General features: G+C 73.6%; 11 protein-coding genes. 10 read left to right on the top strand and 1 reads right to left on the bottom strand.

Annotated elements, in window-relative coordinates:
* The first annotated feature begins 7 nt into the window (after positions 1-7).
* Genes KIK05_RS17945 through KIK05_RS17920 form a run of 6 tightly spaced genes read left to right on the top strand, consistent with a single transcriptional unit; the run spans position 8 to position 6599 of the window.
* On the top strand, positions 8-814 hold the full coding sequence (locus KIK05_RS17945) for an ATP-binding cassette domain-containing protein (protein ID WP_214411884.1): 807 nt from the start codon (positions 8-10) through the stop codon (positions 812-814).
* A 5-nt stretch (positions 815-819) separates the two neighbouring features.
* Positions 820-2046 (top strand): sugar ABC transporter permease, encoded by a 1227-nt coding sequence (locus KIK05_RS17940; RefSeq protein ID WP_250563007.1) that lies wholly within the window; start codon positions 820-822, stop codon positions 2044-2046.
* Positions 2046-3533, top strand: a complete 1488-nt coding sequence (locus KIK05_RS17935; RefSeq protein ID WP_214411882.1) for an FGGY-family carbohydrate kinase — start codon at positions 2046-2048, stop codon at positions 3531-3533. The genes KIK05_RS17940 and KIK05_RS17935 overlap by 1 nt, the downstream gene beginning before the upstream one ends.
* A complete protein-coding gene (locus KIK05_RS17930; RefSeq protein WP_214411881.1) occupies positions 3530-4972 on the top strand; it encodes an FGGY-family carbohydrate kinase in 1443 nt (480 codons plus the stop codon). Before KIK05_RS17935 ends, KIK05_RS17930 begins: the two co-directional genes overlap by 4 nt.
* Entirely contained in the window at positions 4969-5583 is a 615-nt protein-coding gene (locus KIK05_RS17925) for a histidine phosphatase family protein (RefSeq protein WP_214411880.1), read from the top strand. Before KIK05_RS17930 ends, KIK05_RS17925 begins: the two co-directional genes overlap by 4 nt.
* A complete protein-coding gene (locus tag KIK05_RS17920; protein WP_214411879.1) occupies positions 5580-6599 on the top strand; it encodes a 2-hydroxyacid dehydrogenase in 1020 nt (339 codons plus the stop codon). The genes KIK05_RS17925 and KIK05_RS17920 overlap by 4 nt, the downstream gene beginning before the upstream one ends.
* A 1-nt stretch (position 6600) precedes the next feature.
* On the opposite strand, the gene KIK05_RS17915 is transcribed toward KIK05_RS17920, so the two are convergent.
* The gene (locus KIK05_RS17915; RefSeq protein ID WP_214411878.1) at positions 6601-7494 is read right to left on the bottom strand and encodes a DUF4429 domain-containing protein; all 894 of its coding nucleotides are present in this window, start codon (positions 7492-7494) and stop codon (positions 6601-6603) included.
* A gap of 218 nt (positions 7495-7712) precedes the next feature.
* On the opposite strand from KIK05_RS17915, the gene KIK05_RS17910 reads away from it, so the two are divergent.
* From KIK05_RS17910 to KIK05_RS17895, 4 genes are read left to right on the top strand one after another with little or no spacing between them, the layout of a single operon-like run.
* Positions 7713-9491, top strand: coding sequence for an ATP-binding protein (locus tag KIK05_RS17910; protein ID WP_308249976.1), 1779 nt, complete (start codon positions 7713-7715; stop codon positions 9489-9491).
* Between the two features lie 38 nt (positions 9492-9529).
* The gene (locus tag KIK05_RS17905) at positions 9530-10681 is read left to right on the top strand and encodes an exonuclease SbcCD subunit D (RefSeq protein WP_214411877.1); all 1152 of its coding nucleotides are present in this window, start codon (positions 9530-9532) and stop codon (positions 10679-10681) included.
* Entirely contained in the window at positions 10681-13116 is a 2436-nt protein-coding gene (locus tag KIK05_RS17900) for an AAA family ATPase (protein WP_214411876.1), read from the top strand. Before KIK05_RS17905 ends, KIK05_RS17900 begins: the two co-directional genes overlap by 1 nt.
* Positions 13113-14132 (top strand): hypothetical protein, encoded by a 1020-nt coding sequence (locus KIK05_RS17895; protein WP_214411875.1) that lies wholly within the window; start codon positions 13113-13115, stop codon positions 14130-14132. The genes KIK05_RS17900 and KIK05_RS17895 overlap by 4 nt, the downstream gene beginning before the upstream one ends.
* Positions 14133-14153: the final 21 nt, after the last annotated feature.

Below are 14153 nucleotides of genomic sequence, written 5' to 3'. Positions count from 1 at the left end.
AGCCACAGTGTCCTCCACCCGGCACCCGGACACCCGGGAATCCGACGGTGTCCTGTCCCTGCGCGGGATCACCAAGACCTTCGGCGCCGTCGCCGCGCTCACCGACGTCGACCTCGATGTGGCCGCGGGGCAGGTCGTCGCCGTCGTCGGTGACAACGGCGCCGGCAAGTCGACGCTGGTGAAGATCCTGTCGGGCGTGCATCCTCCGGACTCCGGCACGATCACCTTCCAGTCGGAAGAGGTCCACATCCCGACTCCGGCGGCGGCGCACAGGCTCGGCATCGCCACGGTCTTCCAGGACCTCGCCCTCTGCGAGAACCTCAACGTGATCCAGAACCTCTTCCTGGGTCAGGAGGTCCGCCCGCTCCGGCTGAACGAGGTGGAGATGGAGACCCGGTCGTGGGAGCTGCTCCGCCAGCTCTCCGCGAAGATCCCGAGCGTGCGGGTGCCGGTGGCGGCGCTGTCGGGCGGCCAGCGGCAGACGGTGGCGATCGCCAGGTCGCTGCTCGGCGACCCGAAGGTCATCATCCTCGACGAGCCGACGGCCGCCCTGGGCGTCGCCCAGACGGCCGAGGTGCTCAACCTGGTCGAGCGACTCCGCGACAACGGCCTGGGCGTCATCATGATCAGCCACAACATGGCGGACGTGAAGGCGGTGGCCGACAAGGTGGCCGTGCTCCGCCTCGGCCGCAACAACGGGGTGTTCGACGTGGCCGGGGTCTCCACCGAGGACATCATCGCCGCCATCACCGGCGCCACCGACAACGTGGTGTCCCGCAGGCAGGCACGCCACAAGGAAGGGCTTTCGTCGTGAGCACCATGGTCACCACCGATCGCCAGGACGAGCGGTTGCGGACACCCGAGGGCCTGCGCGGGGCGCTGGCCGACGTGGTCGAGCGGGCCCGCGGGGGCGACCTCGGCGTGATCCCCGTCGTCATCGGCCTCGTCGTGATCTGGACCGTGCTCCAGATCCTCAACCCGATCTTCCTGTCCAGCGCCAACCTGGTGAACCTGACCCTGGAGTCGGCGGCGGTCGGCGTCATCGCGCTCGGCATCGTGTGCGTGCTCCTGGTCGGGCAGATCGACCTGTCGGTCGGTTCCGTCAGCGGCCTGTCGGGAGCGGTGCTGGCGGTGCTGTTCGTCGGGCAGGGGCTCCCGGTGTGGCTGGCCATCGCGGCCGCCGTGCTGATGGGCGCGGCCATCGGCTGGGTCTACGCGCAGTTGTTCAACCGGTTCGGGGTGCCGAGCTTCGTCATCACGATGGGCGGGTTGCTGGCCTTCCTCGGCCTGCAGCTGTACGTCCTCGGGACCAAGGGGTCGATCAACCTCCCGTTCGACTCCGCTCTGGTGAACTTCGCGCAGCTCGACTTCCTGCCGGCCTGGCTGGCGTACACGCTCGCGGTGATCGCGGCCGGCGGGCTGTTCGCCAGCGGCTTCCTCCACGCGCGGGAGCGGCGCAGGGCGGGGCTGTCGTCCAAGAGCACATCCATGCTCGTCGTCAGGAGCCTGGCGCTGCTGGTCGTGCTGCTGTTCTTCGTCTGGTACCTCGGCCAGACCCGGGGCGTCGGCTGGATGTTCGTCTTCTTCGTCGCGCTCGTGCTGATCATGCACTACCTGCTGTCCCGCACGAAGTGGGGCAGGGCCGTGTACGCCGTGGGCGGCAACGTCGAGGCGGCGCGGCGCGCCGGCATCAACGTCAAGGCCGTCTACACCTCGGTGTTCGTGCTGTGCTCCTCGTTCGCCGCGGTGGGCGGCATCATGGCCGCCGCGCGGCTCGCGGCGGCCAACCAGAGCAGCGGCGGGGGAGACGTCAACCTCAACGCCATCGCCGCGGCCGTGATCGGCGGGACGAGCCTGTTCGGCGGGCGGGGCACGGCCTTCGGCGCGCTGCTCGGCATCATCGTCATCCAGTCCATCTCCAGCGGCCTGACGCTGCTGAACCTCGACTCCTCGATCAGGTTCGTGGTGACCGGCGTCGTCCTGCTGCTGGCCGTGGTCGTCGACTCGGTGGCACGCAAGTCGCGTACCTCCCACGGACGTGCCTGATGGCCGTCATCTGCGTGGACGCCGGCACCACGATGATCAAGGCGGTCGGCTACGACGAGGCCGGCGCGGAGGTGGCGGTCGCCAGGCACGAGACCGGCGTGTCCCGGCCCGCCCCCGGCCACGCCGAGCAGGACATGGACCTCGTCTGGGACGCGGTGGCCCGCACGGTGCGCGACGTCGCGTCCCGCCTGCCCGGACCGGTCGGCTTCGTCGCGGTCACCGCGCAGGGGGACGGCGTCTGGCTCGTGGACCGGTCGGGGCGCCCCACCGGTCCGGCGATCCTCTGGAACGACGCCCGCGCCGCCGGCCTCGTCGACGCCTGGACCCGCTCCGGCGTGGCCGAGCGCGCCTTCCGGGTGAACGGCTCGTCCAGCGCCTCCGGGCTGCCGCACGCGATCCTGGCGTGGCTGAAGGAACACGACCCCGAACGTCTGGACCGCTCCGCCGCCGTCCTCACCTGCGGTGGGTGGATCTTCTCCCGCATGACGGGCGAGGTCGCGGCCGACGAGTCCGACGCCTCGGCGCCGTTCATGGACCTGCGGGCACGCGCCTACTCCCCGGAACTCCTGGAACTGTTCGGCCTCGATTGGGCGGCGCGGCTGCTGCCCGAGGTGCGCGACGACGAGCACCGGGTCGCCGGGCTGTCGCGGGACGCCGGGGAGTCCCTGGGGTTGCCCGCCGGGACGCCGGTGGTCATGGCGCCGTACGACATCGTCTCCACCGCGATCGGCGCGGGGGCGGTGGACCGCGGCCAGGCGTGCAGCATCCTGGGCACCACGCTGTGCACCGAGACGATCGTGGCGGAGCCTGACCTCGACGGTGACGCCGTCGGCATCACGATCGCCGTGCCGGGCGGCTACCTGCGGGCCTTCCCGACCTTCGCCGGTACGGAGATCATCCAGTGGGCCTGCCGCCTGCTGGGCCTGCCCGGCCCGGCCGCGCTGGGCGAACTGGCGGCGGCGAGCCCGCCGGGCGCGGGAGGGCTGGCGTTCCTGCCCTACCTGTCGCCAGCGGGGGAGCGGGCGCCGTTCTCCGACCCGCTGGCCAGGGGCTCGTTCCTCGGCCTGACCTTCGAGCACGGTCCCGAGCACGTCGCCCGCGCCGTGCTGGAGGGGCTCACGCTCGTGGTGCAGGACTGCCTGGCGGCCTCGGGCGGCGCCCCGACCGAGCTCCGGGTGTGCGGCGGGGGGTCGGCCAGCGACCTGTGGCTACGGCTGATCGCCGACGTCACCGGCGTGCCGGTGTCCCGGTCGGCCGACGCGGAGGTCGGCGCCCGGGGCGCCTACCTGATCGGCCTGGTCGCGACGGGCGCCGCCGCCGACATGGAGACCGCCGCCAAACGGTTCGTACGGCTCGGCGACGTCTTCCACCCCCAGCCCGGCCCGTACGCCACGGCCTACCAGGACTTCCTCGCGCTGCGCGACACCACCGCCGGGACCTGGCCGCTGCTCGGCGAGATGCGCGGCCGTCCGCTGGAGCGTCCATGAGCGTCTGGATCGGCATCGACCTGGGCACGCAGAGCGTCCGGGCGATGGCCGTCGCGGGGGACGGGAAGGTGCTCGGCGCCTCCAGCAGGCCGCTGACCAGTCACCGTGACGGGGAACGCCACGAGCAGGACCCCGAGCAGTGGTGGCGCGAACTCGCCGCCGCGACCCGCGAGGCGCTGCGCGAGGTGCCCCCCGCCGAGGTCAGGGCCGTCGCCGTCGACGCCACCTCGGGAACGGTCCTGCTCACCGCGCCCGACGGCCGGCCCCTCACCCCCGGGCTGATGTACGACGACCGGCGCGCCGCCGGGGAGGTCGACCGGGTCAACGCCGCCGGGGCGCAGGTGTGGGAGCGGCTCGGCTACCGCCGCATGCAGCCCCCGTGGGCACTGCCCAAGCTCCTCTGGCTGCTGCGCGAGGCCCCGCCGGGAGCGCGGCTCGCGCACCAGAACGACTTCGTGAACCGCCGCCTCGTCGGCCGTGAGGTCGCGACCGACCTGAGCAACGCGCTGAAGACGGGCGTGGACCTCATCGAGGAGCGGTGGCCGGCCGACGTCATGGACGCGCTCGGGGTGCCCGCCTCGATGCTGCCCGACGTGGTACGCCCCGGCACGGTCCTCGGGGAGGTCTGCGCCGAGGCCGCCGAGACCACCGGCATCCCCCTCGGGACGCCGGTCGTCGCCGGCACCACGGACGGCTGCGCGGCGCAGCTCGGCGCCGGCGTCCTCACCCCCGGAAGCTGGAACTCCGTGATGGGCACCACGCTGGTGCTCAAGGGCTTCACCCGGGAGCTCGTCCACGACCCGCTGGGCGTCGTCTACTCCCACCGGGCGCCGGACGGCTCCTGGCTGCCGGGCGGCGCGTCGAGCACGGGCGCCGGGGCGCTGGCGCGCGACCTGCCCGGCCGCGACCTCGACGCGCTGAGCCGGCAGGCGGCCGGCCGTTTCGCTCCCGGCAGGCCGGGAGCCACGACGTACCCCCTGGTCTCGCGCGGCGAGCGGTTCCCATTCGACGCCCCGGACGCCGAGGGCTTCACGCTCGGCCGCGTGGACGACGACGTCGACCGCTACGCCGCCATCCTGCTGGGCGCGGCGTTCATCGAACGGCTGTGCTTCGACCACCTGGACCTGCTCGGCGCCCCCATGGACGGCGAGGTGGTCCTCACGGGCGGGGCCACCCGCAGCGCCTACTGGAACCGCCTGCGAGCCGACGTCCTCGGGCGGCCCGTGATCCTTCGGGAGAACGCCGAACCGGCGCTCGGCATGGCGGTGCTCGCCGCGGGGCCGTCCGCGGCGGAGGGAATGGTACGAACGCGAGAGATCGTGGAACCGTCCGGAAGGACGGACCTGCGCGAGCACTACCTGCGCTTCGTCGACGAACTGGAAGACCGCGGCTGGCTCCCCTCGCACTCGGCCGCACACGCCCGCGAGAGGAAGGCATGACCCAGCTCGTACTGGTGCGCCACGGCGAGACCGTGTGGCACGCAGAGAACCGTTACGCCGGGATCAGCGACGTCGAGCTCACCCCTCTGGGGCACGCCCAGGCCGCGCGGCTCGCCGAATGGGCCGCGACCGCCGGGCTGGCCGCGGTCTGGGCCTCGACGCTGAGCAGGGCGAGCATCACCGCCGCGGCGGCCGCCGGCAGGGCCGGGGTCGAGGTGCGGGTGGACGATCGCCTTCGCGAGCTGGACTTCGGCCGGGGCGAGGGGCTGACCTCCGCCGAGATGCGCGACCGCTTCCCTGAGGCCCGCGCCGCCTTCGAGGCCGATCCCGCCGCCAACCCGTTGCCCGAGGGGGAGGACCCCCACCGGGCCGCCGCCCGATTCGTCGCCGCTCTGGACGACATCTGCGCGGCTCATCCCGATGGGAGGGTGCTGGTGGTGGCGCACTCGACGGCGATCAGGCTGGCACTGTGCCGGCTCATCGGGGTGCCGCTCGGTTCCTACCGGCGGCTGTTCCCCGGTCTGGACAACTGCGCCGTCACCGAGCTCCGCGTTCGGGACGGGCAGGTCGCGATGATGCAGTTCAACTCCCCGATTGGAGCCGTTCGTTGACGATCCGCATCCTCGCCGCGGGTGACCACTTCGTGCAGAACCGCCTGTTCGTCGACGCGCTCAGACACGAGGTTCCCGGCGACCTGGACATCCGCGAACTCACCCTCCCGTGGCCCGTCGAGCCGTTCGGCCGGGTGGGCGAGGTGGACGAGGCGTCCGACGTGGAGGAGCAGCTGATCGAGGCGCTGAGGGACGTCGAGATCTGCGTCACCCAGATGGCTCCCCTGACCCGGCGTGTCATCGACGCCTGCCCCGACCTGAAGCTGTTCTGCGTCAGCCGTGGCGGACCGGTGAACGCCAACCTCGAGGCCGCCACCGAAGCCGGGATCGCCGTCACCTTCGCGCCCGGCCGCAACGCCGTGGCCACCGCCGAGCACACGCTCGCCATGCTGCTCGCGGCCACCCGCCGCATCCCCCAGACCCACGCCGACCTGGCGCGGGGGGAGTGGCGCGGCGACTACTACATGTACGACAAGGTCGGTCCCGAGCTGGAGGGCGGCACCGTCGGCCTGGTGGGCTACGGGGCGATCGGCAGGCGGGTGGCGCGCATCCTGGAAGGGTTCGGCGCCGAGGTCCTGGTGTTCGACCCCTACGTCGACCTGCCCGGCAAGGTCTCCCTCGACGAGCTGCTGACCCGCTCGCGGTTCGTCTCCCTGCACGCCCGGGCGACCCCCGAGACGGTCCACATGATCGGCGCCGCCCAGATCGCCCTCATGCCCCGCGGGTCCGTGCTGGTGAACTGCGCGAGGGGCTCGCTGCTGGACTACGACGCCCTGTGCGACGCCCTGGAATCCGGGCACCTGTTCGGCGCGGCCCTGGACGTCTTCCCCGAGGAGCCCATCCCGGCCGGGTCCCGCCTCCTCACGACCCCCAACCTGGTGATGACCCCGCACCTGGCCGGGGCCAGCAAGGAGACGGCGGCCAAGGCGGCGACGATCGTCGCGGGCGAGGTGGCCCGTTACGTCCGCCACGAGCCGCTCGCCCACCGTGCCAACCCCGTGCCCGCGGCGAAGTGAGCTAGTTTACGAGGCCTCGCAGCAGCACCTGTTTGGCCGAGCGGAACTCCTCGTCGGTGAGCACGCCGGAGCGGTGGAGCTCGCCGAGGTCGCCGAGGCGCCGTACCAGCGCGTCGTGGCTCTCGAGCTCGGCCAGCCGGCGGCGCAGCGCCTCCTGGTCGCCGGGGTGCGCCGGCGACGGTGCGGTCGGCTCGCCGGCCTCGCGGGGCAGCCGGGCGAGGACGGCGGCGGCGACCAGGGCGGTCAGGCCGCCGTACCGCTGGATGCCCCAGGACAGGGAACGCGGGTCCTCCTCCGGTGACTTGACCGGGTCGCCGTCCTTGAGGCGGAAGCGGAGCCTGCCGTAACCGGCGCCGGACTGTGGCGCCCACTCCACGCCCGCCAGCTCGGACAGCAGGAACGTCTGGGGGCCGGCCGTCTGCTTGACCGACTTGGCGAACAGGGTCCATTCGAGGTGGACCCGTTCGCCGTCGAAGCTCACCGAGCCGTCGCCGGCCGAGGCCGACACGGGCACGGCGGGGCCGGGCAGCAGGAAGCCCTCGACGGGACCGCCCGGCACCTGCTCCAGCGTCAGGTGGGTGCGCACCTCGTCGGCGAGGTATTCGGCGGCCCCGGTGCGGTCCTTCGGGACGGCCAGCCGGTAGGGGTCGGCGGTGCTCAGGAGCCGTCCGGCGACCACGTCGGTCAGCGGGTCGGCCCCCGGCCGCAGGCGCAGCTGAAGGCTGCCGCCCTTCCGTGAGGGCTCGAAGGACACGCCGGCGATCGCCGCGAGGGGGATGTCCAGTTGCCCGAGCACCTTGCGCAGCTCGTGGACGTTCTTGTCCCCGCCGGGGACGATCCGCAGGGTTTCACCGTCGAACGTCCATGATCCGTCCGGCACCGAAATGTCGGCCATGCTCTTTACCCTAGGGCGTCGGAACCTGCCGTGGCGCGTTGATCGGCTCCTCGGTGTTCCGCGTGCGCGCCGTGCCGACGCGCGTGCCGTCATGCGCTGGAGCTGTGAACTCAAGACACGGAGGGACCTTGATTCTTCCGCGCTCTGTCGGCGCGTTGCCCTAGTGTGGTGCTGCCACAGGCGAGGTTGTGCCGAACGTACGGGGCGGGAGGGGCTCGGTGACTCAGAACGGTGTGGCCGTCCACGCGAGTGGGAACGGCGCGAGCGTGGCGGCGGAGGTGGTCGGCCGGGTCCTCGGGACGCAGGCGGCCTCGCCGCTGTCGTTCTGGGTCGGGCTCGAACCCGGCAGGGTCCTGCAGCTGGACGACGTCGTGGTGACCCGGCGAGAGGTGCCGGGGCACGGACCGGTGCTGGTGGCCGGGGTCGTCACCGGCGTCGAGGCCCGGCACGAGGGCGCCAGCTTCGACTCCGACGTCTTCCTCATCGCCGACGGCGCCCTGCCCGCCGCGGTGGTCGAATGCGCCGAGGTCAGGGTCACCCGGGTCGAGCCCGAGGTCTTCGTGCCGCCGCTCCCCGGCGCGCCGGTCCACCGGGCCGAGACCGGCGACCGCGACCAGGCGCTCTACTTCGACGTCATGGACCGCCGCATCCCCATGGGCCTGGGGCGCGACCACCAGCCGCTGTACGTCAACTTCGACTTCCTCGACGGCACGCGCGGCGCGCACGTGTCGATCTCCGGGGTGTCCGGGGTGGCCACCAAGACGTCCTTCGCCACCTTCCTGCTCTACTCGATCTTCAACTCGGGGGTGCTGGAGGCCGAGGCCGCCAACACCAAGGCGCTGATCTTCTCGGTCAAGGGCGAGGACCTCCTGTTCCTCGACCACGCCAACACCCGGCTCGACGACCCCGCCAGGGACGCGTACGGCCGGCTCGGGCTGCCCGCCCGGCCGTTCGGCAGCGTCCACGTGTTCGCGCCGCCGCGCCCCGGCGACCCCAACGGCGTCCCGCACGTGTCCGCCCGAACCCAGGGCGTCAGCAGCTACTACTGGACGCTCCAGGAGTTCTGCGCGCAGGAGCTGCTGAGGTTCGTCTTCGCCGACGCCGACGACGAGCGCGCGCAGTACTCCCTGCTCATCGGCCAGGTCGCCGCCCGGCTGCAGTCCTGGGCGCGCCCCGCCGGCGACGGAGGGGCGATCACGATCGAGCTCCCCGACGGCGGGTCAACGCCCGTCTGCCGCACCTTCGCCGACCTCGTCGACGTCATCGGCGACCAGCTCGCCGACGAGGACACGCGCGCGACCTGGACCGGCGCGCCGACCCCGCTCGGCACGGTCAACGCGTTCCTGCGCCGCCTGCGCAGCGCCGTCCGCCCCCTCGCGCCGATCATCCGCGGTGACCTGCCGCCCGGCCTGCGGCGCGCGATCAGCACCTCCGACGCCCAGGTGTCCATCGTCGACCTGCACAACCTGCCCGAGCGGGCCCAGCGGTTCGTGGTCGGCGTGGTGCTGCGCGGAGAGTTCGCCCGCAAGGAGAGCAGCGGCACGGCGCGCCCGCTGCTGTTCGTGGTGCTCGACGAGCTGAACAAATACGCCCCGCGCGAAGGCGATTCGCCGATCAAGGAGATCCTGCTCGACGTGGCCGAGCGGGGACGTTCTCTCGGCGTCATCCTCATCGGCGCCCAGCAGACCGCCTCGGAGGTCGAGCGGCGCATCGTGGCCAACTGCGCGGTCCGGGTGGCCGGACGGCTCGACCCGGCGGAGGCCACGCGTTCGGAGTACGGCTGGCTGCCGCCCGCCGTACGAGAACGGGCGACGATCGCCAAGCCGGGCACCATGTTCGTCGCCCAGCCGGAGATCCCGGTGCCGCTCGCGGTGACCTTCCCGTTCCCCGCCTGGGCGACCCGCCCGTCCGAGGCCGCGGCCCCCGCACGTGCGACCGCGGTCGCCGACCCCTTCGCCGGCCTGCCCGGCGCCGACGACGACATCCCCCCGTTCTGAGAGGCGTCCGGAGCCCCCTCACCACTGGAAGGAACCGGATGAAGATCCTGCACACCGCCGACTGGCACGTCGGCAAGGTCCTCAAGGGCCGCTCCCGCGCCGACGAGCACCGCGCGGTGCTGGGGGAGCTGGTCCGGCTGGCCCGCGAGGAGGACGTCGACGCGGTCATCGTGGCCGGCGACCTCTTCGACACCTCCGCGCCCACGCCGGAGGCGCAGTCCCTGGTGCTGAACACCCTGATGGCGCTGCGGGAGGGCGGGCGCGAGGTCGTCGTGCTGGCCGGCAACCACGACAACCCGAATCTCCTGGAGGTGTACCGGCCGGTGCTCGGCCGGCTGGGCGTCCAGGTCGTCGGGACGTTCCGGCGGCCCGACCGCGGCGGCACCGTGCGGTTCACCGCCCGCACGGGCGAGCCGGTGCGGCTGGCGGTGCTCCCGTTCCTCTCCCACCGCTACGTGGTCCGCGCGGCCGAGGTGCTCGCCGGCGCCGCCGCCGAGCACAACCGCGACTACGCCCAGCGCATCGGCGAGCTGATCACCGCCCTGACCTCGGACTTCGCCTCCGACACCGTCAACCTCGTCACCACGCACGGCACGCTCCCCAACGGGAAGTTCGGCGGCGGCGAGCGCGAGGCGCAGTCCATCTTCTCCTACTACTTCGAGGCCACCGCCTTCCCCGCCTCCACCCAGTACGCCGCCCTCGGCCACCTGCACCGGCGCCAGCAGCTCCCGGGCCCGTGCCCCATCTGGTACAGCGGCTCGCCGATCGCCGTCGACTTCGGCGAGGAGGCCAACACTCCCGGGGCGCTGCTGGTCACCGTCGAGCCCGGCCGGCCCGCCGTCGTGCGCGAGGCGGCGATCAGCTCGGCGCGTGCCCTCGCCACGGTCAGCGGCACGCTGGAGGAGCTCGAGGCCAGGGCGGACGAGCTCGCCGAGACCTGGCTGCGGGTCGTCGTGCAGGAGAAGGCCCGGCCCGGTCTCGCCGAGACCGTACGCGAGATCCTGCCCGGCGCCCTGCACGTCGGCCTCGACGAACGGTTCCGCCCGGTGCGCGCCTCCCGGTCGCAGGGCGCCGCGGGCGCCGCCCGCGGGCCGATGGAGCTGTTCCGCGGCTACCTGACGGCCACAGGCAGGCAGAACGACCAGGTCGAGCAGCTGTTCGACCGGCTCTACGACGAGGTGGCCGGCTGATGCGCCCGCTTCGGCTGCACATGGAGAACTTCGGCAGCTTCCGCGAGCCGGTCACCGTCGACTTCGCCGACGTCGACTACTTCGCGCTCGTCGGCGCGACCGGAGCCGGCAAGAGCACGGTGATCGACGCGATCTGCTTCGCCCTCTACGGCACCGTGCCGCGGTGGGGCAAGGAGAACGTCATCGCGCACGCCCTGGCGCCCTCGGCCACCGCCGGCAAGGTCGCGCTCGTCTTCGAGAGCTCCGGCCGCCGCCACGCCGTCGTCCGCGCCGTCCGCCGCGACGCCAAGGGCAGGGTCCACACCAGGGAGGCCCGCATCGACGAGCTCGACCCCGGAGTCCCGGCCACGGCGGAGCTCGCCGAGCTGCTGGAGGCGGTGATCCGGCCGGTCGCCGAGGGGGACGCCGTCACCGGAGAGGTACAGCGCATCACCGGGCTCGAGTACAAGTTCTTCACCCAGTGCGTGGTGCTGCCGCAGGGCAGGTTCGCCGAGTTCCTGCACGCCCAGCCGCGCGAGCGGCAGGACCTCCTGGTGCAGCTGCTCGGCGCCGAGGTGTACGACCGGATCCGCGAGCGGGCCGGGCGCGAGGAGGTCGCGGCCAGGCAAGGGGCCGCGTTCGCCCGCGACCGGCTGGCCGAGCTGCCCGACGCCGACGAGGCGGCGGAGCGCGCGGCCACCGGGCGGCTCGCCTCGCTGCGAGCCGTCATGGAGCGGATCAGGGCCGACGTCGGCTCCCTGCGGGGTCACGACGAGACGCTGCGCACGGCCAGGGAGGAACGCGCGGCCGCCGCCCAGCGGCTCGCCCCGCTGGACGCCCTCGCCATGCCCGGCGACGTACCCGGCCTCGCGGCCACGCTGCGGCGGGCCGGCGACGAGGTGACGGCGCGGGCCGACGAGGTGTCCCGGCTGGAGGCCGAGGAACAGCGCGCCCATGACGACCTGGCCGCGCTGGGGGACAGGGCGGCGCTCACCGCCGGGCTGGCCGCGTTCGACGAGCACGCCCGGCTGACCGCCGCGCTCGCCGAGGCGGACGACGAGGCCGAACGGGCACGGGCCGAGCTGCACCGGCTCGCGGCCGAGGCCGAGAAGTACGCGGGCGCTCTCGCCGACGCCGAGCGGGAATGGGACCGGCTCCGCGACGCCCATGCCGCCGCCGAGCTGGCCCAGCGGCTGACTGTCGGCGCGCCGTGCCCGACCTGCCTGCGTCCCCTCACCGAGCTGCCCCACCATCCCGCGCCGTCCGATCTCTCGACGGCCAGGCGGGCGCTCGACGCCGCCAGGAAGCAGGCCCACCAGAGCCGCGACCGGCACGCCAGGGCGGAGGCCGACGCCGCCGTGGCCGCCCGCAGAGCCGGCGAACTGCGGGAGGGCCTCACCAGGCTCTCACTCTCCGGGGACCGGGACGCGATCGCGGCGAGGCTGCGCGCGATCGACGAGGCGGAGGACGCCGTCCGGCAGGCCAGGCAGGGCATCAGGGCGGCTCGCTCCCGGCTGGCGGAGGTGCGGCGGCGTGCCGACGAGGCCGGGCGCAAGGCCGAACAGTCCTGGCGCGATCTCGGCGTGGCGCGCGACACGGTCGTCGCGCTCGGCGCGCCGCCGCTCGACCGCGACGACCTGCACCGGGCCTGGAGCGACCTGCTCGCCTGGCGCGACCGGGCCGCCGAGAGCCAGCGGTCGGCGATCGCCGTCCACGATCGCGAACTGGCCGAGCTGGAGCGCCGGCGGGCCGCCGAGCGGGCGCTGCTGCTCGAACGGCTCGCCGAGCACGACATCGGCGTGCGGCCGGAGGCCACACCGGACGTGATCGCCGAAACGGTCGTGCGGGCGGTCACCCGGGCCGAGACCCTGGTGGAGCGGGTCAGGGAGAACCGCAGGCTCGCCGCCGAACTCACCGAGCAGGCCGCGGCGAAGGAGCAGGAGGCCCGGGTCGCCCACGAGCTGGCGCAGCTGCTCCGGGCCGACGGCTTCGAACGGTGGCTGTGCTCCGAGGCGCTCGAACTGCTCGTCGCCGCCGCGTCCGACACGCTGCGCGAGCTGTCCGACGGTCAGTACGAGCTGGCCCTCGGCGGGCGCAACGAGATCGAGGTCATCGACTACGCCGAGGCGGGGATGCGGCGCAACGTCCGCACCCTGTCGGGCGGCGAGACGTTCCAGGCCGCGCTGGCCCTCGCTCTCGCGCTGTCGGAGCAGGTCGCCGGCATGGCGGCCGCCGCCTCGCGCAGCCTCGACTCGATCTTTCTGGACGAAGGCTTCGGCACCCTCGACCCGGCCACGCTGGACACCGTCGCCACGACGCTCGAACGGCTGGCGACCAGCCGGGAGCGCATGGTCGGACTCGTCACCCATGTCCCCGCGCTCGCCGACCGGGTGCCGGTACGATTCGAGGTCACCCGCGACACCACGGGGTCTCATCTGCGGAGGGCGGCGCCATGACCAGCGCGTTTGCGGAGCCGGGCTTCACCGTGGACCCGTGGGACCCTGGTTACGGCGCCGCGCTCGACCACGACGCCATCGGCGAGCAGAGGATGACCACCGCCCAGCTCGACCTGGGCATCGAGGTCCCGGCCGACGACTGGCGTCCCATCCGGCCCGAGCCCGGCGCCGAGGCTCCCGGCGTCCTGCTGATCGCCGACGGTGTGCGCCGGATCGACGCCCGCGTCTGGACCCATCAGCCGGGCGGAGCGGCGCCCCTGCCGGGCATCGCCGCGTCCTCCGCGGCCGGGCTGGTCCGCTGCGTCCCCGGCGGCGGCGCGCCGGCGACCCTCGCCGACGTCACGGTGAGCCGCTCGGTGTTCAGCGCCTCGCCCGACGTTTCCGACATCGTGACCTCCGCCGCCACCTACCGGGGGCGCAGGGCGACGGGGGCCACGATGGAGCAGCTGTCCCTGGCTCTCCAGCAGCATCTGGCGGAGCTCGAGGTCGATGTCGCGATCCGCTACCGCGCCCAGGCCGGCTCCGACGACCTGCTCCTGGTGGACGGGCCGCTGCGCGGCCGCACGCACCTGCCCCGCACGGTCGGGTACATCAAGACCCACCACACGGCGTACCTGCCCCCGCCGCAGGCCGCCGTCGTGTCGGCGTTGCTTCCCGGGCAGCGCACCCCCGTCTTCCTCATGGGCACCAGCTGGAGCCGTCACGCCTGGTACGTGCGGCTGCCCGTCCGGTCGGCGACGCCATGGGCGGGCGTCGTCCGCTGCGAGGCGGGCGCCGAGCTGTACGCCGACGAGGTGATCGCCCTCGCCGACGCCGTCACGCGCCTGCTGCCGCCCCTGGCCGGGGTCGACTACAAGGATCCGCGCGCCCCGCAGAACCTCGTGCCCATCGGCGGCCTGGAGAAGCTCCTGCGCCACCGGCTCGGCGACGCCCGCCTGCTGTACCGCGCGCTCCGCCACGCCGCCACCCACGCCGCCGCGGCCGCCCCCTACGATCGCCCGTCGGTGCCGGTGTGACCGCGCGGGCCGGTGGCCGGG

This window comes from Sphaerisporangium fuscum (assembly GCF_018531465.1).
Classification (GTDB): Bacteria; Actinomycetota; Actinomycetes; order Streptosporangiales; family Streptosporangiaceae; genus Sphaerisporangium; species Sphaerisporangium fuscum.
Note: the sequence above shows the minus strand (reverse complement) of the source record. Positions and strands in the feature narration are given on the sequence as shown.

Bases quoted from the DNA above. Each gene is read 5' to 3' on its own strand.
- KIK05_RS17915 (WP_214411878.1), bottom strand. From the start codon at position 7,494: ATGGCCGACATTTCGGTGCCGGACGGATCATGGACGTTCGACGGTGAA.
- KIK05_RS17895 (WP_214411875.1), top strand. From the start codon at position 13,113: ATGACCAGCGCGTTTGCGGAGCCGGGCTTCACCGTGGACCCGTGGGAC.
- KIK05_RS17925 (WP_214411880.1), top strand. From the start codon at position 4,969: ATGACCCAGCTCGTACTGGTGCGCCACGGCGAGACCGTGTGGCACGCA.
- KIK05_RS17940 (WP_250563007.1), top strand. From the start codon at position 820: ATGGTCACCACCGATCGCCAGGACGAGCGGTTGCGGACACCCGAGGGC.
- KIK05_RS17900 (WP_214411876.1), top strand. From the start codon at position 10,681: ATGCGCCCGCTTCGGCTGCACATGGAGAACTTCGGCAGCTTCCGCGAG.
- KIK05_RS17930 (WP_214411881.1), top strand. From the start codon at position 3,530: ATGAGCGTCTGGATCGGCATCGACCTGGGCACGCAGAGCGTCCGGGCG.
- KIK05_RS17935 (WP_214411882.1), top strand. From the start codon at position 2,046: ATGGCCGTCATCTGCGTGGACGCCGGCACCACGATGATCAAGGCGGTC.
- KIK05_RS17905 (WP_214411877.1), top strand. From the start codon at position 9,530: ATGAAGATCCTGCACACCGCCGACTGGCACGTCGGCAAGGTCCTCAAG.